Below are 25,487 nucleotides of genomic sequence, written 5' to 3' on the forward strand. Positions count from 1 at the left end.
GCTTTACCTCCTTTACTGAACCGCACTAACTTCAAGAGCGGGTTCTTGATTGGCTATTTCATCTTCGTATTTTTCTTTAGCGATGATAGCACAGCCATACGCTCCCATAAGTCCAGCGATGCTTGGTCGAACAACTTCGCGTTCGCTGACGAGTTCAAAGGCACGAAGAACGGCTTCGTTATAGAATGTTCCACCTTGTACAACGATTTTTTCGCCTAAATCTTCAGGACGTTTGAGTTTGATAACTTTATAGAGGGCGTTTTTAATAACAGAATAAGAAAGTCCTGCTGAAATATCGGCAACTGTTGCCCCTTCTTTTTGAACTTGTTTTACTTTTGAGTTCATAAAGACAGTACATCTTGAACCAAGGTCAACGGGATGTTTGGCAAGAAGTGCGACTTTGGCAAAATCTTTGACATCATATTTGAGGGATTTGGCGAAAGTTTCGATAAATGAACCGCATCCTGAAGAACAAGCTTCATTTAATTGAATACTTGATAGAGCACCATCGCGAACACTCATGGCTTTCATGTCTTGTCCCCCAATATCGAGGATAAAATCAACACCAGGGTTGAAGTAGTTGGCAGCTTTAAAGTGAGCCACTGTTTCAACTTCACCGTAATCAACGTGAAGTGCAGCTTTGATAAGGTTTTCACCATATCCTGTAACACAAGAGCGGGCGATAAAAGCGTCTTGTGGCAATTGGTGATAGAGCTCTTTTAGGATAGAAATAACATTTTCAAGAGGTTGTCCTTGGTTGTTACCATAGTGTTGGAAGAGGATAGCTCCGTCTGGGTCGGTAAGGACAACTTTTGAGGTAGTTGATCCAGCATCGATTCCAAGGAAAAGAGGACCTGAAGCAGTCGCAATATCCTTGTATTCTACACTTGCTTCATCGTGACGAGCACGCCAAGCATCTAATTCAGCCTGATCTTTGAAAAGAACGTCGAGAGTATTTTTAGGAACTAATGATTTTGACGTATTATTTTCAAGGTTATGAATGATTTCTGATAGCGTCAATTGAGCTTGATCTTGGTCTAAAGCAGCTCCCATAGCTACGAAGAGTTGTGGATTTTCAGGGAAAATAACGTGCTCTGGTGTAATATTTAGGGTTTCGATGAAACGCTTACGAAGTTCACTCATAAAAAAGAGTGGTCCACCAAGAAAAGCGATGTTTCCAGTGATTTTACGACCAGAAGCTAGTCCAGCGATGGTTTGGTTAACAACAGCTTGGAAAATAGAAGCAGCAATATCTTCTTTTCGAGCTCCTTCGTTAATCAATGGTTGCACGTCAGTTTTAGCAAATACCCCGCAACGACTGGCAATTGGATAAATGGTTTCATAGCCCTTAGCGAGTTCATTGACACCATTGGCGTCAGTTTTTAGGAGGCCAGCCATTTGGTCAATGAAGGCACCAGTACCACCGGCACATGTTCCGTTCATGCGTTGTTCGAGGGTATCACCAAAGAAAGTCATTTTGGCATCTTCACCACCAAGTTCAATCACAACATCAGTTTCTGGGATGAATTTTTCAACAGTGGTTGTTGCAGCAATAACTTCTTGGACAAAAGGAATCTTAGCCACGTCAGCTAAGCCCATGCCTCCAGAACCAGTTATGGCAATACTGACCGTTTGGTCGCCAATTTCAGAAATGGCTTCGTTTAAAACTTTGATGGTTGCTGTTTTAACATCGGAAAAGTGACGCTCATAACGTGAAAATAGTAATTGATAATTATCGTCGAAGATGACAACTTTAACAGTGGTCGACCCGACATCTATACCTGCTTTATACATTAATAAAAAACCTAAAAGTGTTAGAAGGTAGTAGATAAATATCATTCCTAAAAATGACTCATTATCTAGCAACGAATAATGTAGTTACGTCGACAGTTCTTTAACACTATTTCAATCCTTTCTTATCTTATCTAACACACTGTTAATGTCACAACAAGCTGTTGCTTATTCAACAGAGTGTTTGTTATAATAGTATTATAGAACACTCATTGTCAATTGCAATCGCTAATTTTTTAACTTTTGTTGCTTAAGCAACACATTCCCGACAATCTGTTGTTTATCTCGGAGGAAGAGCTCATGAAACTTACTGATATTCGTTATTTGAGAACTGAAAAATTGATTTTTGATGCCTTTGCTAAATTGCTCAGCGAAAAGCCTTATGAGAAAATTACTGTGCAAGATATTGCTGATGAAGCCATGATTAATCGGGCAACTTTTTATGCGCATTATGCTGACAAAGATGATCTTCAAAAAGGTATTCAGCAACAAGTTCTTGAACAAATGTCAGATATGATTGATGCGGCTCAGATTACAAATGGTGAGAGGGTAAAAGTTAAGCGAGCTGAAAAGCTTTTGACTGAGTTTTATCATGGATTAGAAAAGAATGCTGCGATTGCTAAAATCGTTCTAAAAAGCATTTCACAAGAAGTCATGCAAGAAGAATTTGGAAGTTTGGTGCATGAAAAATATGATCATCTATTAGCTAAGCTAAACGTTACAGAATCTGGTGAGCAAGTTCCAACCGATTTTATTGTTGCTTATTTAACGAGTATTTTTACCGGTACCTTGATGTGGTGGATTAAGTCAGATTTTTCAATGCCAGCTAAAGACTTGGCTCGTCTTGTTTTGACTTTAGTTAGTAATGGTCACCTCACTGTCATGGGTGTTATTATTGATCGAGAAGATTAACATAAAAGGGCTGAGAAGTCAGCTTTTTTATGTTATTTTTGATATAATGGAACAGACAGAAAGAAGGATCTTATGAGCCAAAAACAGCTAATGCAAGATAGCATTGATCACCACTATTATCCAGTAGAAGAAGGCGTTTTAATCAATTCTTTGGATATTAGATTGCAAGAGATTATTAAGCGACAGCATCCTGATATTACAGAAGGTGCTTTTATAAGCCATAAGAATCTGACTTATTATCGTCTTTTGTTTTTAGAAGAAATTATTGATAAAGCTAATCGTAAAAATGATTATGTTCGTGAGGCTGTTTACGATGCAACAAAACATCAAGGTTATACAGCTTTAGATGTTCAAGATCAATTGGATCGAAAGATTACCTTCGGGCAACGGATTGCAGATGATGTGGCTCGTTTTGGTGGGTCTTGGACCTTCATCATCACATTTATTTGTTTTATGGGTGTTTGGATGGCTTTGAACGTTATGCAGCCTTTTGGAATTGCCTTTGACAAATATCCTTTTATCTTATTGAACCTTGCTTTATCAACTCTAGCAGCTATTCAAGCACCGCTGATTATGATGAGTCAAAATCGAGCTTCTGATTACGATCGTTTACAAGCTAAGAATGATTACAATGTCAATAAGGTATCAGAGGAAGGCATCCGCTTATTGCACACCAAATTGGATCACTTGGTTCAGCAAGATCAGTCAGATTTATTGGAAATTCAAAAATTACAAACGGAAATGCTAGCTTCTCTGACAAAACAATTGGTGAGTATGCAGGAAGAACAGGCGCGTTTAGTGGGTCAAATTGAAAAAATGAGAGGGAGCGAAGAAAATGTCTGATAAAGAGATTAACTTAGTTATTGTAACTGGGATGAGTGGTGCTGGTAAGACAGTGGCCATTCAATCCTTTGAAGATTTAGGGTATTTTACTATTGATAATATGCCACCGACTTTGGTGCCAAAATTTATTGAATTGATTGAACAATCAAGCGATAATAATCGCGTAGCTCTTGTAGTGGATATGCGTAGTCGCCTCTTCTTTAATGAAATTACTTCTGTTTTAGATAAGATTGACTCTAATCCTAAAATCGACTTCAAGATTCTATTCTTGGATGCAACAGATGGTGAACTTGTGGCGCGCTACAAAGAAACACGCCGTAGCCACCCGCTAGCAGCAGATGGTCGAATTTTAGATGGCATCAAATTAGAACGTGAATTGTTAGCCCCTTTGAAAAACTTGAGTCAAAATGTGGTTGATACGACAGAATTGACTCCACGTCAATTACGTAAAACCATTTCTGAACAATTTTCAAGTGATGAAAATCAAGCCTCATTTCGTATTGAAGTCATGAGTTTTGGTTTCAAATATGGTTTGCCATTAGATGCCGACTTGGTATTTGATGTTCGTTTTTTGCCAAACCCATATTATAAACCTGAACTTCGTAATCAAACAGGTCTAGAAAAAGAAGTCTATGATTATGTTATGAATCACGAAGAATCAGAAGATTTTTACCAACATTTGATTGGCCTCATCAAACCAATCTTACCTGGTTACCAAAAAGAAGGAAAATCTGTTTTAACGATTGCTATTGGATGTACAGGTGGTCAACACCGTAGTGTTGCATTTGCTCATCGTTTGGCTGAAGAGCTTAAAAGGGATTGGGTAGTCAATGAAACTCACCGTGATAAAAATCGTCGCAAGGAGACTGTGAACCGTTCATGAGAAAACCTAAAATTACCGTTATCGGTGGAGGAACAGGGATTCCTGTTATTTTAAATAGTTTAAGGCATGAAGAAGTCGATATTACAGCCATCGTAACGGTTGCTGATGATGGAGGTAGTTCAGGTACTTTGCGTTCGGTCATGCAACTGACACCACCAGGAGACCTTAGAAATGTCCTTGTGGCTATGAGTGATATGCCTAAGTTTTATGAAAAAGTCTTTCAATATCGCTTTGCTGAAGGCGATGGCCCACTAGCAGGGCATCCACTTGGCAACCTCATTATTTCTGGTCTTGCCGAGATGGAAGGTTCGACCTATAGTGCCATGCAGATTTTGACAAAATTTTTCCACGTTACAGGAAAAATTTACCCAGCCAGTGAGAATCCATTGACTTTACATGCTGTCTTTAAAGATGGTCATGAAGTTGCAGGAGAGAGTCATATTGCTGATTATCAAGGAATGATTGATCATGTGTATGTCACAAATACTTATAATGACGACGAACCAACAGCTAGTCGAAAAGTAGTCGATGCCATCATGAACAGTGATATGATTGTGCTTGGTCCTGGATCTTTATTTACATCTATTTTGCCAAACTTGGTTATTCCTGAAATTAAGCAGGCCCTTCTTGAGACGAAAACTGAAGTGGCTTATGTTTGTAACATCATGACACAGTATGGTGAAACAGAGCATTTTACAGATGCTAACCACGTTGAGGTGCTCAATCGTCACCTTGGAAAAGACGTCATTGACACGGTCTTAGTTAACATCGAAAAAGTACCGCAAGATTATATGGATCACAATAAATTTGATGAATATTTGGTTCAAGTTGAGCATGATTTTGCAGGGCTTCGTAAGCAAGTCAAACGAGTGATTTCCTCTGATTTCTTACGTTTAGAAAATGGCGGAGCTTTTCACAATGGCGACTATGTCGTTGAAGAATTAATGAACCTTGTGAGGATGAAGAAGCGATGAGTTTTACAGTAAAAGTTAAAGAAGAATTGTTGAATTTGTCGCGATTCGATAAGAGTGAATTATCAGCTATTATTAAGATGTCTGGTAACCTTGGCTTGACGGGTGCAGGTTTGACCTTGTCTATTACGACAGAAAATGCTAAAATTGCTCGTCATATCTATGAATTGATTGAGACGATTTACCATGTTCAGCCTGAAATTAAGTACCATCAAAAGACGAATCTACGCAAAAATCGTGTTTATAATGTGTTTGTGGCAACAAATGTCAGAGAGATTTTAACAGATTTGCAATTGGCGGATTCTTTCTTTGGTATTGAAATGGGCATTAATCCAAGTATCCTTGAAGATGATGACAAGGGACGTGCTTATTTACGTGGAGCTTTCCTAGCAACGGGTACTATTCGTGACCCAGAGTCTGGCAAGTACCAACTGGAAATCTTTTCAGTTTATCAAGATCACGCTGAAGATTTGGCAAACTTGATGCGAAAATTTATCCTTGATGCCAAGGTTATCGAACATAAAAATGGTGCAGTGACCTATCTTCAAAAGGCTGAAGATATTATGGATTTTCTAATTGTCATTGGAGCCATGGAATGTAAGGATATTTTTGAAGAAGTTAAGATTATGCGTGAAACACGTAATGATGTTAACCGTGCTAATAATGCAGAGACAGCAAATATTGCTAAAACCGTCACAGCAAGCATGAAGACCATCAATAATATCATCAAAATCATGGATACCGTTGGCCTTGAAACGTTGCCAATTGAACTTCAACAAGTGGCTAAAATTCGTGTTGAAAATCCTGATTACTCGATTCAACAAATTGCGGATCATTTGGAAGGCACCTTAACCAAAAGCGGTGTCAACCATCGATTACGTAAAATCAATAAAATTGCAAATGAATTATAGAAAAAATAAGGAGAGAGTTTATTATGGCTTGTACAACTATATTGGTCGGTAAAAAAGCGTCATATGATGGATCAACTATCATTGCTCGTACTGAAGATTCTCAAAGTGGAGACTTCACACCGAAACAATTTATCGTGGTAAATCCTGAAGATCAACCACGTCACTACAAATCAGTTTTATCTTCATTTGAGATTGATTTACCTGACAATCCAATGCGTTACACTTCAGTACCAGATGCTTTACGTAAAGATGGTATCTGGGGAGAAGCAGGTATTAATGAAGCAAATGTTGCAATGAGTGAGACAGAAACAATCACAACAAATGCGCGTGTTTTGGGAGCAGATCCGTTGGTTGAATCTGGTATTGGGGAAGAAGATATGCTAACATTGGTACTTCCTTATGTCCGTACAGCGCGTGAAGGGGTAGAACGCCTCGGTGCTATCCTAGAAAAATACGGTACTTATGAATCAAACGGTGTTGCCATCTCTGACCTTGACGAAATTTGGTGGTTAGAAACTGTTGGTGGACATCACTGGATTGCACGTCGTGTGCCAGATGATTGTTATGTTACAAATCCAAATCAACTTGGTATTGATCATTTTGAATTTAACAACCCAGATGATTACATGTATTCAAGTGACTTGCGTGAATTCATCGAAGATAATAATCTGGATTTGACTTACTCAAATGAGCACTTTAATCCTCGCTACGCTTTTGGTAGCCAACGAGATAAAGACCGTCACTACAACACACCACGTGCTTGGGCAATGCAACGTTTCTTGAATCCTGAAATTGAGCAAGATCCACGTAGTTTCTTTATCCCATGGGCTCAAAAACCTTACCGTAAAATCACTATTGAAGATGTCAAATATGTTTTGAGTAATCACTACCAAGACACAGAGTTTGATCCATATGGTCCAGAAGGTAATGCCGTGACACAACGTACTTTCCGTACAATCGGTATCAACCGCACAAGCCAAACTGCTATTCTTCAATTGCGTCCAGATCAACCACATGATACAACAGGTATTCAATGGTTGGCTTATGGTTCAATGCCATTTGGAACAATGGTGCCATTCTTCACTCAGATTTCCACAACACCAGATTATTTTGCAAATACTGCTGAAAATGTCTCAACTGATTCATTCTATTGGGCTAATCGCTTAATTGCAGCCATTGCAGATCCACATTTCCACCAACACGAAGGCGATATTGAAGCTTATGTTGAGAAAACAATGGCAGCAGGACATGCGCGTATCAAACGTGTTGACGAAGCTTTAGCTAAAGGTGAGACTGTTGATTTTGATGCTGAAAACCAAGCTATGAGTGATTACATCCAAGAAGAAACACAAAAACTTTTGAATAAAATTCTTTTTGATGCAAGTAATTTAATGACAAATCGCTTCTCAGTAAGTGACTAATAACGAATCCTCTGAATATCTTTCAGAGGATTTTTTTGAAAGCCTAAAAAATTTACAAAAAAAGCTTGCAAAAAGTTGAAAGTTCGACTATACTTTACTGGTAAACTATTAACTAGTTAAGAAAAGGAGCCGACATGAAGAAGAGATTTCTTTTATTGATAAATGTACTTGCACTTTTGCTTGTTTGGCAAGTTAGCCACATTAAGCAGGTTGCAGCGGATGACAAGATTAAAGTGGTGACAACTTTCTATCCTGTCTACGAATTTACTAAGGCTGTTTCAGGAGATACAGCTGATGTTACAATGTTGATTAAGGCAGGAACAGAGCCGCATGATTTTGAACCTTCAACTAAAAATGTAGCTACTATTTCAGATGCTGATATGTTTGTCTACATGGACGATAGTATGGAAATGTGGGTTAAAAAAGTTCAGAAATCTGTTAAATCAAAAGATTTAACCGTTGTTAGAGCAAGTGGTGACATGCTTCTCATGGCTGGAACAGCTGAAGAAGAAGGCGAAGAACACGAAGAAGAAGGTCACAGCCACCAATATGATCCACACGTATGGTTGTCACCAAAACGTGCCGTCACTTTAGTTGAAAATATTCGTGATGCTTTTGTGGCGAAATATCCTGATAAAGCTGATACATTTAAGGCTAATGCAGCTGCTTATATTGACAAACTTAATACTCTTGATAAGGAGTATACGGATGGATTGTCAGATGCTAAACAAAAAAGCTTTGTTACGCAACACGCTGCTTTTGGTTATTTAGCTCTTGATTATGGATTGAATCAAATTTCAATTGCTGGTATCTCACCAGAAGTAGAACCATCAGCTAAACGTATTGCAAGTCTTACAAAATATGTTAAAAAATACGACATTAAGTATATTTACTTTGAAGAAAATGCTTCAAGTAAAGTGGCTTCAACTTTAGCCGATGAAGCAGGTGTTAAGACAAAAGTTTTGAATCCATTAGAAAGTTTGACAAACAAACAAATCAAAGCGGGTGAAGATTATTTCTCAGTGATGCGAGAAAATTTGAAAGCTTTGAAATTAACAACAGATGTCAAAGGTAAAGAAATCAAAGCTGAAACGGATGATACGAAGACTGTTCAACATGGTTATTTCAAAGATAAAGATGTTACTGACCGTAAATTAAGTGATTGGTCAGGAAAATGGCAATCTGTTTATCCATACCTAGTTGATGGAACACTTGACCCTGTTTGGGATTATAAAGCTCAAGCTTCTAAAGGCAAACAAACTGCTCAAGAAGTTAAAGATTATTACACAACTGGATACAAGACAGATGTTGAACAAATTAATATTGATGGTAAAAAGAACACAATCACTTTTGTTCAAAATGGTGAAAAACACACCTTTACGTATAAATATGATGGTTATAAAATTGTAAAATACGAAAAAGGAAATCGCGGTGTACGTTACTTGTTCGAAACAGATGATAAAGACGCTGGTGACTTCAAGTATGTTCAATTTAGTGACCACAACATTTCATCAACAAAAGCTGAACATTTCCATCTCTTCTGGGGAAATAGCAGCCAAGATGAAATCCTAAAAGAAATGGATAACTGGCCAACTTACTTCCCAGCAAAAGAATCAGGTCAAGAAATCGCTCAAGACCTTGTTGCTCATTAAAATATATTAAGGCTTGAATCAAATGATTCAGGCCTTTTTGAGTGTTAAGAAAATAAAATAGCTTTTTCTGAATACTTGTGCTTGCGTTGCCAGCTTATTAAAACTTTGCTATAATGAACTGAGATAGCACTTACATTTTAGGAGGCCCCGTGAAAGAAAAACAAGTTACAAAATTCTTTTTAGCTTGTTCGACCTTAGTTACTTGTATTACTTTGGGAATTAACCTCACTTTCAGACATGCAGCTCACGCTGTTATTGCTGAATCAGGTCAAGTTTCTCCAACAGCTACGTCTGATTTTATTGCAAGTATCGGCGAAACAGCTCGACAAATTGGCCAAGATCGTAATCTTTATGCTTCAGTTATGATTGCTCAAGCAGTTTTGGAATCAAATAGCGGTCAATCAGCGCTTAGCCAGGAGCCATATTATAATTTCTTCGGGATTAAAGGGGCTTATAATGGTAATTCTGTAACCATGCAGACATGGGAAGATGATGGTAGTGGAAATACTTATGAAGTGGATCAGGATTTTCGTTCTTATAACAACTTAGCTGATTCGCTGAATGATTATGCTAATTTATTAAGTTGGAGTCTTTATTCAGATACTTGGAAATCGAATACTTCATCTTACCAAGATGCTACAGCTGCACTTACCGGTCGCTATGCCACAGATACCTCATATGCTGATAAGTTAAATGCCTTAATTGAACAATATGGTTTAACGACTTATGATGAGCCAGTTGTGACTGATCAAACTCAAGCTAGTTCTGAAGAAACTCAAGAGGAACAAACGAATCAAGAAGCACCACAAACAACTAATCCTAATCACGTTTGGAATAAATATCGAGGCTCTTATACAAGTTCGGAGGTTTTAGCAGAAGATGAAGCTTGGATAGCCTTTATTCACTAAATGAGAGTTCTTAATCAGGTATGATTAGGAACTTTTTTATTATAAACAAAGAAAAAACGTTAGCTATATTAGCTAACGTTTTACCTTTCGAAAATCAAGGGCGAAAGCAAATGAATACAATGCCAGTTGCAACACGAAAGCAAAGGAGACTTTTGCGCCCTCGTTGTTATTATAGCAAAAATAATTGTAATTTTGAATAATAAAAAAGTCGCTCTCAGAAAGAAGCGACTTTTTCTGTAGTAAAATACAGTTATTATTTTGTGAAACCGTATTTTTTGTTGAAGCGATCCACACGACCATCTGCTTGAGTGAATTTTTGGCGACCAGTGTAGAATGGGTGAGAATCTGATGAGATTTCCACACGTACAAGTGGGTAAGTAGCGCCTTCAAATTCTACAGTTTCGTCAGAAGCTTTTGTAGAACCGCTAAGGAATTTGTAACCAGTAGTTGTGTCCATGAATACTACTGGACGGTATTCTGGGTGGATATTTTGTTTCATTGTTAAAAGATTTCCTTTCTGCCATGGCCTTTTTCAGCACCATAGTTATTTTAACTTCTATAGTTTATCAAATAATGCAATTTTTGACAAGGCTTTTGTGCAAATTAATTGAATTGAAATATAAATGTTAAGAAGTGTGATATAGCGGGGCTGAGACTAGTTTTTAGAACGGAGTAAATCTTGGATTTCTTGGTAGATTTGCTCATTTTCCTCAAGACTGTATGAGTTTGCTCCGCTAGCTAGAGGATGGCCCCCACCATCGTGGCGTTTAGCAATTTCGTTGATTACATGAGATTTACTGCGCAAGCGAACACGGTAGTTGCCATCAGCTTGTTCAACAAAAATAGCCCATGATTCAACACAGTCGATTCGACCTGGAGCACCGACAATCGCAGACGTTTCGGCTTCTGTGACATTATATTTTTTCATTGTTTCTTGCGTTAGCACAACTCGCGCAGCTCCATTCTCATCAACTTCAAGGTTATCGTAGACGAAGCCTTGGAGTTTAGCGATTTTAAATGAAATAGAGTCCATTTGACGAGCGAGACCAGAAAAATCAAAATCATAGTCACGAAGTTTACTTGCAATCAAGAAGGTTTTGCTGCTTGTAGCTGGATATAAGAAACGTCCAGTGTCTCCGACAATACCTGAATAAAGGAGTCTTGCAGCTTCAGAGGAAATTTTTAAGTTTGTTGAGAAAGCAAAATCTGAGATGATTTCACTGGCACTTGAAGCTTTGGTATTGACATAAAGTAAATCACCATAGGCATCATCATTTGGATGGTGGTCGATTTTGATGAGACAGTCACCATTTGTATAACGGTCATCATCGATACGAGGTGTATTTGCAGTATCAGTTACGATGACCAAGGCTCCGTCATAGTCGCTATCATTCACCTGATCCATGCTTGTTATCCAAGCAAGTGTTGGTTCTTCAAAACCTGTTGCCAAAACTTTTTTATTTGGAAAATTATGTTTAATCAATTCACGTAAACCAGCCTGACTTCCAAGTGCATCAGGATCAGGTCTTTGGTGACGGTGAATGATAATAGTATCGTAAGCTTTTATTTTTTCTAAAATTTCTTCAAATGTATTCATATTTAATTCCTTTATAAGCTAGAGTTTTATCTTATTATAGCATGAAAAGACTGTGAGGTGCTAGTAAGGCTTTTTGAAAATGTAGAAGCTTAGTCGTTTTTGGAAGGGGTAATTGATGTTTTATTCCTTTTGTTAAGTAAGATAAAACTCAGATAATTTAGATGCATTTTTTTGTTAAAAATTCTTTGCAAAGTAAACAGAATATGTTAAGATAGTAGCTAAAAAATTTAATTAGGGAGGCTAACTTGGATACAACAGCATTAAAAGATTTAGCAAAAGCAGAATTACACTGTCACTTAGATGGGTCTATTTCTTTGGGGACGATTCGTCAGTTGGCAGCGATGGCAGGAATTTCCCTTCCAGATTCTGATGATGCCTTAAAGGAACTCGTTGTTGCTCCGGCAACTGCTGAATCTCTTATGGATTATCTCAAAGCATTTGATTTTATTCGTCCGCTTTTACAGACTAAAGAAGCTCTTCATTTAGCAGCATATGATGTGGCTAGACAGGCTGCGCAGGAAAATGTCATTTATACTGAAATTCGTTTTGCACCTGAGTTTTCAATGGATGAAGGTTTGACAGCGTCTGAGACAGTAGAAGCGGTTCTGTCAGGACTCAAGCAGGCAGAAGAAGAATTTGGAATTGTTGCCAAAGTTCTTGTCTGTGGCATGAAACAGTCACCTGCACATGTGACGCGAGATATCTTTGATCATGTTGTTTCCTTAGCTGAAAAAGGTTTGGTTGGCTTTGACTTTGCTGGAAATGAATTGGATTTTCCACCAGCTGAATTGGAAGAATTGATTCGTTACACGCAAAAACTGGGTCTTCCCTTGACTTTCCATGCTGGAGAATGTGGTTGTGCCCACTATATAGCTGAAACGATGGCTTTAGATATTAAACGAATTGGGCATACAACTGCCATCTATAACCAGCCTGAACTGATTCAAGAGTTTATTGATAGAGGTGTGACAGCAGAACTTTGTTTAACAAGTAACCTTCAAACTAAAGCCGCTAAATCTATAGATGAATTTCCATTTCTTGCTTTAAAAAATGCTGGCGCTAAGATTACTATCAATACCGACAATCGTACGGTTTCTGATACCGACTTGACTAAAGAGTATGCTCTTTTTGTTAAGTATTTTGGGGTGACCACAGCTGATTTTCTAACATTTAATAAAAATGCTATTCGTGCATCATTTACGACAGAAGCTCAAAAAGCTGATTTATTATCTAAAATTGACGATTTATATAAAACATTTTTGTAAAAATATGCTACAATAGTGGTAATTTATGTTTGGAGGGAACTATGGCTTTAGTTAAGATTGTCTACGCCAGCATGACAGGAAATACTGAAGAAATTGCTGACATCGTAGGAAATAAATTTGAAGAACTTGGACACACTGTCGAAGTTGATGAATGTACAACAGTAGACGCAGCTGATTTTGAAGATGCTGATGTTGCTATCGTTGCTTCATACACTTATGGTGATGGTGAATTACCAGATGAAATCGTTGATTTTTACGAAGATCTTGCAGATGTTGATTTGACAGATAAAATCTTCGGTGTAGTTGGATCTGGTGATACTTTCTATGATTACTTCTGTAAAGCAGTTGATGAATTTGAAGCTCAATTTGCATTGACTGGTGCCACAAAAGGTGCTGATTCAGTTAAAGTTGACTTGGCTGCAGAAGATGAAGATATTGCAAATCTAGAAGCTTTCGCAGAAACTATTTCTGAAAAAGTAAACTAATAGCTAAAAGAGGTTGGAGTGTGCTCCAATCTCTTTTTTTCTCTCTTTCATAAAGAATGTTATATAAAGTGAGGTGGTCATATGGCCAAAAATAGAGATTACGATTATGGTTTTCACGATGAGCTTACCCCAACTTATTCAACAGGTAAGGGATTGACCGAGGAAATTGTACGTCAAATATCAGCATACAAGCATGAACCACAATGGATGCTTGATTATCGTTTGAAGAGTTTGGAGCTGTTTTATAAATTGCCAATGCCAGACTTTGGACCAGACTTGTCAGGAATTGATTTTGATGATGTGATTTATTTTCAAAAGCTATCTGATAAAAAAGTTAATGATTGGGATGATGTTCCTGATAAGATTAAGGAAACGTTTGAACGTCTTGGTATCCCACAGGCAGAACGCGACTATTTATCTGGTGCTGTTGCACAATACGAATCTGAAGTGGTTTATCACAATATGAAAGAAGAGTTTCAAAAACAAGGAATCATTTTCACTGATACTGATACGGCACTTCAAGAATATCCCGAACTGTTTAAAGAATATTTTGGAAAGATTGTTTCAAATAGTGAACACAAGTTTGCCGCTTTAAATGGTGCCGTTTGGTCAGGTGGAACTTTTATTTATGTGCCAAAAGGTGTTCAGTGTGATATTCCAGTACAGACTTATTTTCGTATTAATGGGGAAAATGCGGGGCAATTTGAACGAAGCTTAATTATTGTGGATGAAGGAGCCTCTATTCAATATATTGAAGGGTGTACAGCTCCCAATTACACGACAAATAGCCTACATGCTGCAACTGTAGAAATTGTTGTCAAACGCGATGCAAGCTTTCGTTATACAACCATGCAAAATTGGTCTGACAATGTCTATAACCTTGTTACTGAACGTGGTAGGGTTGAAGAGAATGGTATGCTAGAATGGATTGATGGTAACCTTGGTAGCAAGGTCAACATGAAATACCCTTGTTCGATTTTAAATGGCCCACATGCTAAAACTTCTGTTCTTTCTATGGCTTTTGCTAATTATGGGCAACATTTGGATGCAGGCTGTAAAGTTTATCACAATGCTCCTCATACTTCGTCAACCTTGATTTCAAAATCAGTGGCTAAAGATGGTGGTAAGACTGATTATCGCGGTTCGGTCTATTTTGGAAAAAATAGCAGTGGCTCGAAATCTCATATTGAATGCGATACAATTTTGATGGATGAAGAATCTAGTTCTGATACGATACCTTTTAATGAAATTCATAATTCAAATGTTTCTTTAGAACACGAAGCTAAAGTTTCAAAAGTTTCAGAAGAACAACTTTATTACATGATGAGCCGAGGAATTTCAGAAGAAGAAGCAACAGCTATGATTGTTAATGGTTTTATGGAGCCAATTACTAAAGAACTTCCTATGGAATATGCTGTTGAAATGAACAGCCTCATTACTATGAGTATGGAAGGTTCGGTTGGTTAACCTAAATTTTCTAAAAGAAGGGATTATCTCCAAAGTTTTCTTGTCAAGCTATAAACTTTTCTTTATAATGGAAGCGATATGAAAAAACATAAGTACAGATACAGTCAGCTGCGCAAATTCTTAGTGATTTTGGGTCTGCTTAGTATTGCTAGCTATTTTATAATCTATGTCGTTAGGCATTGGCAACTTATTGTCACTTTTTGGCAATCTAGTTCTAAAGTAGCTTTATCACAGTTTTTGATGCAGTTAAGGACAAAGAATCTGTTAAATGCTACGCTTTTGCTATTTTTAACAGCAGTCACAGCGGCTATACCATTTATGTCCAATGCTATTTTTGCTGTTTTTAATGGCTTGATTTATGGTCCAGTGATTGGTTTTTTGATGAATCTGTCAGCTAACGTTTTAGGAAATTTTGTTTTTGTCAAAATTTTAGAAATGATTGATTTGACGGATAATGATATAAAGCTCAAAAAACATTTTGCTAGCTTAAAAAATGTCATTGACGCTGTTGAAAATCAAGAACTTGGGATTATGATAGGTTATATGATTCCTGTAATTCCAACCATTTTAATCAATTATCATGTAGCAAAGATCAAATTGCCATGGCGTAGATGGTTTTTCTATGTTACGATTGGAGTGGCTCCCAGTAGCTTATTATATGCTTTAGGTGGAGATGCTGTTGTGGCAGGGAATATAAAACGTATTATTGTACTTTTTATGGTGTTTGTTTCTATCAGTTTGTTAGGAAGTTATTTCAAACGAAAAAAGAAAAAGTGATTTTATAGTAGAAAATTGGAAAGATAAGGTTAGGTAAACATGTCAGTAAAAGAATTGGATGTAATCCGTCAAGAAATTGACCAGGTGGATCAAGAGTTGGTGGCTCTTCTTGAAAAACGTATGACTTTGGTGAATCAAGTAGCAGCTTATAAAAAAGCTACTGGAAAACCTATTTTAGACACTAGTCGTGAAGATGTCGTCTTAAACAAAGTAGCAAATCGTGTTCAAAACAAAGATTTTGAAGCAACACTTGTCAATACTTTTGCAGATATCATGAAAAATTCACGCGATTATCAAGCTAAACGTTTAAGCGACGACTTAGCTTAAGAGGTGTCTTTGATGATTAAAAAGCTAAAAGAAAATCAAGATTATTCTTATGGAATTCTTTTGAAAATAATTGGTGCTAGTTTTGTTATTGGTATCTTGGTAGGTTGTGTCGATACTGTTTTTGGACGTGTTTTACTGATGCTAAGTGCTTTTAGAACTGAGCATTTCAATTATGTGATTCCTTTTTTAGGATTGATTGGTCTTGTGATTGTTTTTCTTTATCAAAAGGCTGATGCAAGAGCCAGTAAAGGAATGGGACTAGTCTTTGAGGTTGGTCAGGGAAAAGAAAAAGACATTCCACTGGTAATGTTGCCTCTAGTGACAGTTGCAACCTGGTTAACTCACCTTTTTGGAGGTAGTGCTGGACGTGAAGGAGTAGCCGTTCAACTTGGTGCAACCATTTCACATGCTTTTAGTCCTTTTTTCTCATTTAGAAATAGTTCACGCGTCTTTTTAGTGACTGGTATGGCTGCTGGGTTTGCTGGTTTATTTCAAACACCTTTAGCTGCTGTTTTCTTCGCACTTGAAATCTTAGTTCTTGGCAAGTTACAATTGCCAGCTCTTGTTCCGATGACAATTGCGTCATTTGTAGCAAGCGCGACATCACACGCATTGGGATTAGAAAAATTTTCTCATTTTGTGAATGTTTCTTTGCCTCTTAATGCCTCAGTCTTTTGTCGTTTAGCCTTGTTAGGAATTATTTTTGGGTTAGTGGGAAATGTTTTTGCAGCATTTTTGACCTACGCTAAGCAAAAAGCTAAAGAAGTTATGGATAATCCTTATTATCGTATTTTATTTGGCGGTATTCTATTAAGTCTTATTTTCTTAATGCTTTATCATGGACGTTATTCTGGACTTGGAACAAATCTGATTGAGGCAAGCTTTTCTGGAAAAGACATTTATTTTTATGATTGGCTTTTGAAGCTCTTGTTAACAGTGGCCACCTTAGCGGTTGGTTTTCAAGGTGGAGAAGTAACACCGCTCTTTGCTATTGGAGCATCACTTGGTGTGGTTTTGGCTAATATTTTTGGATTGCCGGTTGAACTTGTTGCGGCAGCTGGTTATATTAGTGTATTTGGAAGTGCGACAAATACTTTCTTAGCACCGATTTTTATTGGCGGAGAAGTCTTTGGTTTTGCGAATCTTCCTTATTTTACTTTGGTCATGATTTTTGCTTATAGCCTTAATCGTAAGCATTCTATCTACACTGGGCAAGAAGTTCTTACTTTCTAGTAAAAACACTCAAAAAAATCACTCATTTCGCTTTACAGCTATGGTGTTTTTTGGTAAAATACGTAGAGTGTGTAATGGACGCACTAAAATACGGCTAATCCGCTGGGACAAGCACTTAAGATTAGTAAGATAGGAGAATAAATAAATGAATCCATTAATTCAAAGTTTGACTGAAGGTCAATTACGTACTGACATCCCTGCATTCCAACCTGGTGATACTGTTCGTGTTCACGCAAAAGTTGTTGAAGGAAGCCGCGAACGTATCCAAATTTTCGAAGGTGTGGTTATTTCACGTAAAGGTCAAGGGATCTCAGAAATGTACACAGTTCGTAAAATTTCAAGTGGTATCGGTGTTGAACGTACATTCCCAGTTCACACTCCACGTGTAGAAAAAATCGAAGTTGTTCGTCACGGTAAAGTACGTCGTGCTAAACTTTACTACTTGCGTGCATTGCAAGGTAAAGCTGCTCGTATTAAAGAAATCCGTCGTTAATTTTGACGATAAATATTCGATGATAAAAATCTGTCCTAGTGACAGATTTTTTCATAGCTCCCCTTAGTTCAATGGATATAACAACTCCCTCCTAAGGAGTAGTTGCTGGTTCGATTCCGGCAGGGGAGATATAAGCTGGCTTGAAAGTCCTTGATTTCAAGGGCTTTTTATGTATTACAAAATGAGACAGCCCGAAATTTGTCCTGAAAAAAATTGAGTATTTTATCAGAATTATGCTTAGTTGCTAGTCTTTTTTTCCTGAAAATACCTATAAAAATACTTGAAAAAACTTGATTAATTTTTTCTGAAAAATTCTCCTATTTTCACCAGTATTTTTCCTCAATTCTAACTAAAAAATGATATAATATTTTTTGACTAGAAACGAAGGAAGTAAGATGGCAAGAAAAAAATATTCTATTGATAGTCGTATCGACTATTCTGTAATTTTACCTGTTTTTTTTCTTTTGCTGATTGGTTTGGTAGCTATTTACATTGCAACTTCAAATGACTACCCTAAAACAATTGCAAAAGTAATGGCACAACAAGGTGCTTGGATCTTTTTAGGTTGTGTAGTTGCCTTTGTTGTCATGCTCTTTAGTACTGAATTTTTATGGAAAATCACCCCTTATCTGTATGGCTTGGGATTGGCTTTGATGATTTTACCATTGATTTTTTATAGTCCTGAATTAGTAGAATCAACCGGAGCAAAAAACTGGGTGACCATTGGGTCTGTGACCTTATTTCAACCCTCTGAGTTTATGAAGGTTTCCTACATTTTGATGCTTGCTAGGGCATCGATTTGGTTCCGTCAAAAAGTTCCTGAGGACAACTTGAAAAATGATTGGAAGTTGCTTGGAATTTTTGCGCTGATTACCTTGCCAGTAATGGTTTTACTCGGTTTGCAAAAAGACCTTGGGACAGCCATGGTTTTCTCAGCTATTTTAGCAGGTTTGATTTTGCTGTCTGGAATTTCTTGGTGGATTATCTTACCTGTTGTTATTGCTGTAACGGTAATCATTGGTGGATTTTTAGCACTTTTTCTATCACCACATGGCAAAGATATTTTCTATGGATTGGGGATGGATACTTATCAAATCAACCGTATTTCGGCTTGGTTAGATCCTTTTTCATACGCTAAGTCAATCGCTTATCAACAAACACAAGGTATGATTTCGATTGGTAGTGGAGGACTTGGTGGTAAAGGTTTTAACGTGATTGATCTTTCAGTCCCAGTTCGTGAAAGTGATATGATTTTCACTGTCATTGCAGAAGATTTTGGTTTTATTGGCTGTGCGGTTGTCATGACTTTGTATCTTGTTTTGATTTATCGAATGCTTCGTGTGACTTTTGAATCAAATAATCGATTCTACACTTACATCTCAACAGGATTTATCATGATGATTTTGTTCCATATTTTCGAAAATATTGGCGCAGCTATTGGTATTCTACCTTTGACTGGTATTCCTTTGCCATTCATTTCACAAGGTGGTTCATCATTGATCTCTAATTTGATTTGTGTTGGTTTGATTTTATCGATGAGTTACCAAAATAATTTGCATCATGAGCAAGAAATTGAAGAACATTTCAGAAGAAGTGAACGTTATTAAACTAAGTTGGTTTGGGACATTTCCCAAACCTTTTTTAGTGCCAGAAATTGATTAGGTAGAGACTATAAAAAAATGTAAAAATGTGATATAATATTGGTTATGAATTACCATGATTATATCTGGGATTTGGGTGGCACTTTACTCGATAATTATGAAATGTCCACTCAGGCTTTTGTGAAAACTTTAGCTGATTTTGGATGCCAAGCGTCACACGATGACGTTTATGAAAAGCTAAAAGAATCAACAGATGCCGCTGTTAAGAAATTTATCCCAAACCAACCACAATTTTTGAAAGCATATAAAGCATTAGAAGCTGATTATTTGAGAACACCGGTTCTTTTTACGGGCGCCAGCGAAGTTTTGCAGGCAATTGTGGCAAGCGGTGGGAGAAATTTTTTGGTTTCTCATCGTAATAAGCAAGTCCTTGATATTTTAGAAAAAACAAAGGTACTTCCTTATTTCACAGAAGTCGTTACTTCAGAAAGCGGCTTTGCTCGTAAACCTAACCCAGAATCAATGTTATACCTTAAGAAGAAGTATAAGATTGATAATGCTTTGGTTATTGGAGATCGTGAAATTGATAAAGAAGCCGGCCAAGCTGCAGGCTTTGATACCTTGTTAGTTGATGGAAAAAAATCCTTATTGGAGATAGTGAAGTAAATGACGGAAGAAAATAAAAATTTAGCAGAATTAGCGAAAGAGTACGACGCCAGTCAGATTCAGGTCTTAGAAGGACTTGAAGCTGTACGTATGCGCCCAGGTATGTATATCGGTTCAACTTCAAAAGAAGGTTTGCACCACTTAGTCTGGGAAATCGTTGATAACTCAATCGATGAAGCCTTAGCAGGATTTGCAACACACATTGAGGTTTTCATTGAGAAAGATAATTCAATTACAGTTGTCGATGATGGACGCGGTATTCCGGTAGATATTCAAGAAAAAACTGGTCGTCCAGCCGTTGAAACAGTCTTTACAGTCTTGCATGCCGGAGGTAAATTCGGTGGAGGCGGTTATAAAGTTTCAGGTGGTCTACACGGAGTAGGTTCATCTGTTGTTAACGCCCTTTCAACACAATTGGATGTTTCGGTTTATCGTGATGGTAAAATCCATTATCAAGAATACCGCCGTGGTCATGTCGTTGATGATTTGAAAGTTATTGGAGATACAGATCGTCACGGGACAACAGTTCACTTTACTCCAGACGGTGAAATTTTCACAGAAACAACAGTATTTGATTTTGATAAATTAGCTAAACGTATTCAAGAACTTGCTTTCTTGAACCGCGGTTTACGTATTTCAATTACTGATAAACGTGAAGGTATCGAACAAGAACAGCATTATCACTACGAAGGTGGTATCTCAAGTTACGTTGAATTTATTAACGAAAATAAAGATGTCATCTTTGATACACCAATTTATACTGACGGTGAAATGGACGGTATCTCAGTTGAAGTTGCTATGCAATACACAACTGGCTATCATGAGACAGTGATGAGTTTTGCGAATAACATTCACACGCATGAAGGTGGTACTCACGAGCAAGGTTTCCGTACAGCCTTGACACGTGTGATTAACGATTATGCTCGTCAAAACAAACTGTTGAAAGAAAAAGACGATAATTTAACAGGTGATGATGTCCGCGAAGGTTTAACAGCTGTTATTTCTGTTAAACACCCTAATCCACAATTTGAAGGACAAACCAAAACAAAACTTGGTAACTCAGAAGTTGTTAAGATTACGAACCGTTTGTTTAGCGATGCTTTTGGACGTTTCTTGTTAGAAAATCCTCAAATCGCTAAGAAAATCGTTGAAAAAGGTATTCTTGCTTCTAAAGCGCGTATCGCTGCTAAACGTGCGCGTGAAGTAACACGTAAGAAATCAGGACTTGAAATTTCAAACCTTCCTGGTAAATTGGCTGACTGTTCTTCAAACGACGCAACAATGAATGAATTGTTCATCGTCGAAGGGGACTCTGCGGGTGGTTCTGCAAAATCAGGACGTGACCGCGAGCACCAAGCAATTCTACCAATTCGTGGTAAAATCTTGAACGTTGAAAAAGCAAGTATGGATAAAATTCTTGCTAACGAAGAAATCCGTAGTTTGTTTACTGCTATGGGAACAGGTTTCGGAGCTGATTTTGACGTTACTAAGGCACGCTACCATAAACTTGTTATCATGACCGATGCCGATGTCGATGGTGCTCACATTCGCACGTTGCTTTTGACATTGATTTATCGTTTCATGCGTCCTGTATTGGAGGCAGGTTATGTTTACATCGCGCAACCACCAATTTATGGTGTTAAAGTTGGTAGCGAAATTAAAGAATATATCCAACCTGGAGCTAACCAAGAAGTTGAACTACAAGCAGCGATTGAACGTTATAGCAATGGTCGTTCAAAACCATCTGTTCAACGATACAAAGGTCTTGGAGAAATGGATGATCACCAACTCTGGGCAACCACAATGGATCCAGAAAATCGTTTAATGGCGCGTGTCTCTGTTGATGACGCTGCCGAAGCAGATAAGATTTTTGATATGCTTATGGGAGATAAGGTTGAACCACGTCGTGAGTTCATCGAAGAAAATGCGGTTTATAGTACCCTTGATATTTAATCGAATATTAACATAAAAATACTGCACACAACCTCTAAGTATGTTATAATCGTAATGTTATAGCTATTTTTTACGATAAAAAAGACAATTTATAAGGAGTTTTAAATGTCGAGCGGAATTATTTTACTGCTTGTAGCAATAGTTGTTTTAGTTATTATTGCTTATTTAGTTGGCGTTATTGTACGCAAACGAAATGATTCATTGATTGCAAGTTTGGAAGAAAGAAAGCAATCGTTATTTGGATTACCAGTCAATGAAGAAGTAGAAGCTGTTAAAAATCTTCATCTTATCGGGCAAAGTCAAACAACATTTCGTGAATGGAACCAAAAATGGGTTGACCTTTCATTGAATTCATTTTCAGATATTGAAAATCATATTTTTGAAGCAGAAGATCTTAATGATAGTTTCAAATTTATTAGTGCTAAACATGAAATTGATAATGTTGAAAGCCAATTGAATTTGGTTGAAGAAGATATCAAAGCTATTCGAGAAGCACTTGCTGTTTTGAAAGAACAAGAAGAAAAGAACAGTGCTCGAGTTAAACATGCTTTGGACTTGTATGAAACACTTCAAGCATCTATTTCAGAAAAAGAAGACAATTTTGGTTCAACAATGCCTGAAGTTGAAAAACAATTGAAGAATATTGAAACTGAGTTTTCTCAATTTGTAACTCTTAACTCAACTGGTGACCCAGTTGAAGCTTCAGAAGTGCTTGACCGTGCTGAAGAACACACTATTGCACTTGGTCAAATTTCAGAGCAAATTCCAGCAATTGTTGCTAAATTGGAAGATGATTTTCCAGATCAACTTGATGATTTGGAACAAGGTTACCGTCGTCTGCTTGAACAAAATTATCACTTTGCTGAAAAAGATATTGAATCTCGCTTCCAAGAAGTTCGTGATGCCATTCGTGCAAATTCTTCTGAACTTGTAACTTTGGACTTGGATCGTGCGCGTGATGAAAATGAACACATTCAAGAAAAAATTGATTCATTGTATGAATTGTTTGAACGTGAAATTGCTGCTCACAAAGCTGCGCTTAAAGACAGTAAAATCATTCCAGATTATTTGGCACATGCTAAAGCCAATAATGAAAAATTGGAACACGAAATCAAACGTTTGTCTCACAAATATATCTTGCATGACAATGAAAATCTTAGCCTTCGTTCATTTACTAAAAACTTGGATGAAATTGAACAAGAAACCTTGCCAATCGTTGAAGTATTTGATAATCAAGATAAACCATTCTCAGAGCTTCAATTGATTTTTGATCGCACATTGAAAACTCTTGATGCGGTTGAAGAAGGTCAAATGCAAGTCTTTGAACAAGTTAAGAACATTGAACAGATTGAAAGTGTTGCTCGTCAAAGCTTGGATCAATACATTAATCGTTTGCATTCAATTAAACGTTATATGGAAAAACGTAACTTGCCAGGAATTCCTCAAGATTTCTTGAGTGCATTCTTTACAACAAGCAAACAGTTAGAAGTATTGATTGATGAACTTAGCCGTGGACGTATTGACATTGAAGCTGTTTCTCGTTTGACAGATGTTGCGACAGCAGCAATCGCTAATCTTGAAGAATCAACTTACCAAGTTGTCCAAAACGCAACATTAACTGAACAACTGTTACAATACTCAAATCGTTACCGTAGCTTTGAGCCAAGTGTTCAAAGTAGTTTCGAACATGCTTTGCATCTTTTTGAAGTAGACAACGATTATCAAGCATCATTTGATGAAATCTCATATGCTCTTGAAACAGTTGAACCAGGTGTTACTGATCGTTTTGTATCATCATATGAAAAGACACGTGAACAAATTCGTTTCTAAATAAAGTTAAAAAGACAATCCTTGGATTGTCTTTTTTTATACATAATTTATTGGTATTTATACAATATTTACAGGAATTTAAATAAATATAAAAAATCCGAAAATATGGCTTGCTATTTTCAGAATTTTCTTGTAAAATAACTTTAATATAAAAAAGCGACGATAGAAAAAGCCTGAGACAACAGACAGAGAGTGCTTGGTGGTGAGAAAAGCGTGCAATCCTTGGGCGACACATTCTTGAGTGCGTGTGCGAATGCTGTTTTTATCAGTTAGTAGTGCACGACGGGTGATTCCACGTTACGGAATAGAAGTCATGTACTTCATGAGAACAGTCTAGGCGACTGGCTGTTGAATCAGAGGTGGAACCACGTTTTTAACGTCCTTGCAAAGTTTTTTGCGAGGGCGTCTTTTTTATATCAGAAAATAGAAAGGAACATATTATGACAACTATCAAAGGATTGAGAGAGATTGAACCTTATGTTGCCGGAAGTCAACCAAGCGGTGAAAATTTAATTAAATTAAATACAAACGAAAATGCTTACGGACCAAGTCCAAAAGTAGCAGAAGTTTTTGCGCATTTTGACGTCCATCAATTGCGAAAATATTCAACATTAGATCAAAAATCATTGCGTATTGCACTCGCTAAGCAACATGGCCTTGATCCAGATCAAATTATTGTTGGTAATGGTTCTGATGATATTTTATCAATGGCATTCTTAGCATTTTTCAATAGCGATGAGCCAGTTCTATTTCCTGATTTGACTTATGGATTTTACAAGGTATGGGCAGATTTATATCACGTCAATTATCATGAAATTCCGTTAACTAGTGATTTTGAAATTGATTCAAACGATTATATCGCAGATAATGGTGGCATTATTATTACTAATCCAAATGCACCAACTGGAATTTATAAGTCGCTTGATGAGCTAGAAAAGATTATTCGTGCAAATCAAGACGTGGTGGTTGTTATTGATGAAGCTTATATCAACTTTGGTGGTGAAACAGCTCTGCCATTGCTTAAAAAATATGAAAATGTCTTCATCACACGTACATTTTCAAAAGATGCCTCTCTTGCTGGTCTTCGTGTTGGTTATGGTATGGGTAGTCCAAAATTAATGGCAGTTATCAATGCCGTTAAAAACTCGGTGAATCCTTACAATGTTGATTTAATTGCTGAAAACTTAGCACTTGCAGCCGTTGAGTCTTGGGATTATTACGAAGATACTTGTCAGAAAATCATGACAACTAGAGATTGGTTTACCAAAGAATTAAGATTTTTAGATTTTACGGTTTTAGATTCTAAAACAAACTTTGTTTTAGCGAAATGTCCTAAAAATAGTGCAGGTAAGCTATTTAACTACTTGCAAGCGAAAAATATTTATGTCCGTTATTTCCCAAAAGTTGAACGTATTAAAAATCATTTACGTATTTCGATTGGAAGACAAGATGAAATGGAAGAAGTGCTTAAGGCAATTAAGGATTTTTTAGCACTTTAATG

The 25,487-nt window shown here is 37.1% G+C and carries 23 protein-coding genes and 1 tRNA gene; 21 read left to right on the plus strand and 3 right to left on the minus strand.

The annotated features are described in order from the left end of the window. Nucleotides 1–12: 12 nt before the first annotated feature. Nucleotides 13–1,794, minus strand: coding sequence for an acyl-CoA dehydratase activase (locus tag BLP98_RS09510; protein ID WP_234792770.1), 1,782 nt, complete (start codon nucleotides 1,792–1,794; stop codon nucleotides 13–15). A gap of 297 nt (nucleotides 1,795–2,091) precedes the next feature. Between BLP98_RS09510 and BLP98_RS00955 the strand changes: the two genes are divergently transcribed. The 8 genes from BLP98_RS00955 (at nucleotide 2,092) to BLP98_RS00990 (ending at nucleotide 10,292) form a co-directional block, all read left to right on the plus strand. Further along, a complete protein-coding gene (locus BLP98_RS00955) occupies nucleotides 2,092–2,703 on the plus strand; it encodes a TetR/AcrR family transcriptional regulator (RefSeq protein WP_074481486.1) in 612 nt (203 codons plus the stop codon). Nucleotides 2,704–2,775: 72 nt separating this feature from the next. Further along, the gene (locus BLP98_RS00960; protein ID WP_074481487.1) at nucleotides 2,776–3,546 is read left to right on the plus strand and encodes a DUF1003 domain-containing protein; all 771 of its coding nucleotides are present in this window, start codon (nucleotides 2,776–2,778) and stop codon (nucleotides 3,544–3,546) included. Next, the gene (gene rapZ / locus BLP98_RS00965; RefSeq protein ID WP_074481488.1) at nucleotides 3,539–4,429 is read left to right on the plus strand and encodes an RNase adapter RapZ; all 891 of its coding nucleotides are present in this window, start codon (nucleotides 3,539–3,541) and stop codon (nucleotides 4,427–4,429) included. Before BLP98_RS00960 ends, rapZ begins: the two co-directional genes overlap by 8 nt. Then, nucleotides 4,426–5,403 carry a YvcK family protein gene (locus BLP98_RS00970; protein ID WP_074481489.1) on the plus strand — a complete coding sequence of 326 codons (978 nt, stop codon included), beginning with the start codon at nucleotides 4,426–4,428 and terminating at the stop codon, nucleotides 5,401–5,403. The genes rapZ and BLP98_RS00970 overlap by 4 nt, the downstream gene beginning before the upstream one ends. Further along, nucleotides 5,400–6,311, plus strand: a complete 912-nt coding sequence (whiA, locus tag BLP98_RS00975; RefSeq protein WP_074481490.1) for a DNA-binding protein WhiA — start codon at nucleotides 5,400–5,402, stop codon at nucleotides 6,309–6,311. Before BLP98_RS00970 ends, whiA begins: the two co-directional genes overlap by 4 nt. Before the next feature lie 23 nt (nucleotides 6,312–6,334). After that, a complete protein-coding gene (locus BLP98_RS00980) occupies nucleotides 6,335–7,732 on the plus strand; it encodes a C69 family dipeptidase (protein ID WP_074481491.1) in 1,398 nt (465 codons plus the stop codon). Nucleotides 7,733–7,866: 134 nt separating this feature from the next. Then, a complete protein-coding gene (locus BLP98_RS00985; RefSeq protein ID WP_074481492.1) occupies nucleotides 7,867–9,384 on the plus strand; it encodes a zinc ABC transporter substrate-binding protein AdcA in 1,518 nt (505 codons plus the stop codon). A gap of 149 nt (nucleotides 9,385–9,533) precedes the next feature. Then, nucleotides 9,534–10,292 carry a glucosaminidase domain-containing protein gene (locus BLP98_RS00990; RefSeq protein WP_074481493.1) on the plus strand — a complete coding sequence of 253 codons (759 nt, stop codon included), beginning with the start codon at nucleotides 9,534–9,536 and terminating at the stop codon, nucleotides 10,290–10,292. A 253-nt stretch (nucleotides 10,293–10,545) separates the two neighbouring features. Here the strand turns inward: BLP98_RS00990 and BLP98_RS00995 are convergent, their stop codons facing one another. Together BLP98_RS00995 and BLP98_RS01000 are read right to left on the minus strand one after the other, a co-directional pair. Next, entirely contained in the window at nucleotides 10,546–10,791 is a 246-nt protein-coding gene (locus BLP98_RS00995; protein ID WP_021142736.1) for a type B 50S ribosomal protein L31, read from the minus strand. Between the two features lie 156 nt (nucleotides 10,792–10,947). Further along, on the minus strand, nucleotides 10,948–11,889 hold the full coding sequence (locus tag BLP98_RS01000; RefSeq protein WP_074481494.1) for a DHH family phosphoesterase: 942 nt from the start codon (nucleotides 11,887–11,889) through the stop codon (nucleotides 10,948–10,950). A gap of 245 nt (nucleotides 11,890–12,134) precedes the next feature. Here BLP98_RS01000 and add point away from each other — a divergent pair, with 245 nt between their 5' ends. The 13 genes from add to hisC all read left to right on the plus strand — a co-directional run bounded on the left by add (nucleotide 12,135) and on the right by hisC (nucleotide 25,485). Beyond that, complete coding sequence (gene add, locus BLP98_RS01005) at nucleotides 12,135–13,154, plus strand: adenosine deaminase (RefSeq protein ID WP_074481495.1); 1,020 nt, start codon at nucleotides 12,135–12,137, stop codon at nucleotides 13,152–13,154. Nucleotides 13,155–13,195: 41 nt separating this feature from the next. Next, on the plus strand, nucleotides 13,196–13,639 hold the full coding sequence (locus BLP98_RS01010; protein ID WP_006532664.1) for a flavodoxin: 444 nt from the start codon (nucleotides 13,196–13,198) through the stop codon (nucleotides 13,637–13,639). 81 nt (nucleotides 13,640–13,720) lie between these two features. Continuing rightward, the gene (gene sufB, locus BLP98_RS01015; RefSeq protein ID WP_074481496.1) at nucleotides 13,721–15,106 is read left to right on the plus strand and encodes a Fe-S cluster assembly protein SufB; all 1,386 of its coding nucleotides are present in this window, start codon (nucleotides 13,721–13,723) and stop codon (nucleotides 15,104–15,106) included. Between the two features lie 78 nt (nucleotides 15,107–15,184). Continuing rightward, nucleotides 15,185–15,883: a VTT domain-containing protein gene (locus BLP98_RS01020; protein ID WP_074481497.1), complete on the plus strand. Its 699-nt coding sequence runs from the start codon at nucleotides 15,185–15,187 to the stop codon at nucleotides 15,881–15,883. Nucleotides 15,884–15,922: 39 nt separating this feature from the next. After that, a complete protein-coding gene (locus BLP98_RS01025) occupies nucleotides 15,923–16,210 on the plus strand; it encodes a chorismate mutase (protein WP_074481498.1) in 288 nt (95 codons plus the stop codon). A 12-nt stretch (nucleotides 16,211–16,222) separates the two neighbouring features. Beyond that, nucleotides 16,223–17,443, plus strand: coding sequence for a voltage-gated chloride channel family protein (locus tag BLP98_RS01030; protein WP_074481499.1), 1,221 nt, complete (start codon nucleotides 16,223–16,225; stop codon nucleotides 17,441–17,443). A gap of 145 nt (nucleotides 17,444–17,588) precedes the next feature. Then, on the plus strand, nucleotides 17,589–17,936 hold the full coding sequence (rplS, locus tag BLP98_RS01035; protein WP_021142699.1) for a 50S ribosomal protein L19: 348 nt from the start codon (nucleotides 17,589–17,591) through the stop codon (nucleotides 17,934–17,936). A gap of 57 nt (nucleotides 17,937–17,993) precedes the next feature. After that, a tRNA-Arg gene (locus BLP98_RS01040) sits at nucleotides 17,994–18,065 on the plus strand. 266 nt (nucleotides 18,066–18,331) lie between these two features. Then, nucleotides 18,332–19,543 (plus strand): FtsW/RodA/SpoVE family cell cycle protein, encoded by a 1,212-nt coding sequence (locus BLP98_RS01045; RefSeq protein ID WP_074481500.1) that lies wholly within the window; start codon nucleotides 18,332–18,334, stop codon nucleotides 19,541–19,543. A 99-nt stretch (nucleotides 19,544–19,642) separates the two neighbouring features. After that, the gene (locus BLP98_RS01050; protein ID WP_074481798.1) at nucleotides 19,643–20,203 is read left to right on the plus strand and encodes an HAD-IA family hydrolase; all 561 of its coding nucleotides are present in this window, start codon (nucleotides 19,643–19,645) and stop codon (nucleotides 20,201–20,203) included. Next, complete coding sequence (gene gyrB / locus BLP98_RS01055; RefSeq protein ID WP_074481501.1) at nucleotides 20,204–22,156, plus strand: DNA topoisomerase (ATP-hydrolyzing) subunit B; 1,953 nt, start codon at nucleotides 20,204–20,206, stop codon at nucleotides 22,154–22,156. Between the two features lie 105 nt (nucleotides 22,157–22,261). Further along, a complete protein-coding gene (ezrA, locus tag BLP98_RS01060) occupies nucleotides 22,262–23,986 on the plus strand; it encodes a septation ring formation regulator EzrA (RefSeq protein ID WP_074481502.1) in 1,725 nt (574 codons plus the stop codon). Between the two features lie 440 nt (nucleotides 23,987–24,426). Then, complete coding sequence (gene hisC / locus BLP98_RS01065; protein ID WP_074481503.1) at nucleotides 24,427–25,485, plus strand: histidinol-phosphate transaminase; 1,059 nt, start codon at nucleotides 24,427–24,429, stop codon at nucleotides 25,483–25,485. Nucleotides 25,486–25,487: the final 2 nt, after the last annotated feature.

The sequence above is a fragment of the Streptococcus equinus genome (genome assembly GCF_900104225.1).
Taxonomy (GTDB): Bacteria; Bacillota; Bacilli; order Lactobacillales; family Streptococcaceae; genus Streptococcus; species Streptococcus equinus_D.

Coding starts and splice junctions, on each gene's coding strand:
- BLP98_RS01045 (WP_074481500.1), top strand. CDS start 18,332: ATGGCAAGAAAAAAATATTCTATTGATAGTCGTATCGACTATTCTGTA.
- BLP98_RS00970 (WP_074481489.1), top strand. CDS start 4,426: ATGAGAAAACCTAAAATTACCGTTATCGGTGGAGGAACAGGGATTCCT.
- gyrB (WP_074481501.1), top strand. CDS start 20,204: ATGACGGAAGAAAATAAAAATTTAGCAGAATTAGCGAAAGAGTACGAC.
- BLP98_RS00995 (WP_021142736.1), bottom strand. CDS start 10,791: ATGAAACAAAATATCCACCCAGAATACCGTCCAGTAGTATTCATGGAC.
- BLP98_RS09510 (WP_234792770.1), bottom strand. CDS start 1,794: ATGTATAAAGCAGGTATAGATGTCGGGTCGACCACTGTTAAAGTTGTC.
- BLP98_RS00955 (WP_074481486.1), top strand. CDS start 2,092: ATGAAACTTACTGATATTCGTTATTTGAGAACTGAAAAATTGATTTTT.
- BLP98_RS00960 (WP_074481487.1), top strand. CDS start 2,776: ATGAGCCAAAAACAGCTAATGCAAGATAGCATTGATCACCACTATTAT.
- BLP98_RS00985 (WP_074481492.1), top strand. CDS start 7,867: ATGAAGAAGAGATTTCTTTTATTGATAAATGTACTTGCACTTTTGCTT.
- rapZ (WP_074481488.1), top strand. CDS start 3,539: ATGTCTGATAAAGAGATTAACTTAGTTATTGTAACTGGGATGAGTGGT.
- BLP98_RS01000 (WP_074481494.1), bottom strand. CDS start 11,889: ATGAATACATTTGAAGAAATTTTAGAAAAAATAAAAGCTTACGATACT.
- whiA (WP_074481490.1), top strand. CDS start 5,400: ATGAGTTTTACAGTAAAAGTTAAAGAAGAATTGTTGAATTTGTCGCGA.
- hisC (WP_074481503.1), top strand. CDS start 24,427: ATGACAACTATCAAAGGATTGAGAGAGATTGAACCTTATGTTGCCGGA.
- BLP98_RS01020 (WP_074481497.1), top strand. CDS start 15,185: ATGAAAAAACATAAGTACAGATACAGTCAGCTGCGCAAATTCTTAGTG.
- ezrA (WP_074481502.1), top strand. CDS start 22,262: ATGTCGAGCGGAATTATTTTACTGCTTGTAGCAATAGTTGTTTTAGTT.
- sufB (WP_074481496.1), top strand. CDS start 13,721: ATGGCCAAAAATAGAGATTACGATTATGGTTTTCACGATGAGCTTACC.
- BLP98_RS01010 (WP_006532664.1), top strand. CDS start 13,196: ATGGCTTTAGTTAAGATTGTCTACGCCAGCATGACAGGAAATACTGAA.
- BLP98_RS01030 (WP_074481499.1), top strand. CDS start 16,223: ATGATTAAAAAGCTAAAAGAAAATCAAGATTATTCTTATGGAATTCTT.
- BLP98_RS01050 (WP_074481798.1), top strand. CDS start 19,643: ATGAATTACCATGATTATATCTGGGATTTGGGTGGCACTTTACTCGAT.
- BLP98_RS00980 (WP_074481491.1), top strand. CDS start 6,335: ATGGCTTGTACAACTATATTGGTCGGTAAAAAAGCGTCATATGATGGA.
- rplS (WP_021142699.1), top strand. CDS start 17,589: ATGAATCCATTAATTCAAAGTTTGACTGAAGGTCAATTACGTACTGAC.
- BLP98_RS01025 (WP_074481498.1), top strand. CDS start 15,923: ATGTCAGTAAAAGAATTGGATGTAATCCGTCAAGAAATTGACCAGGTG.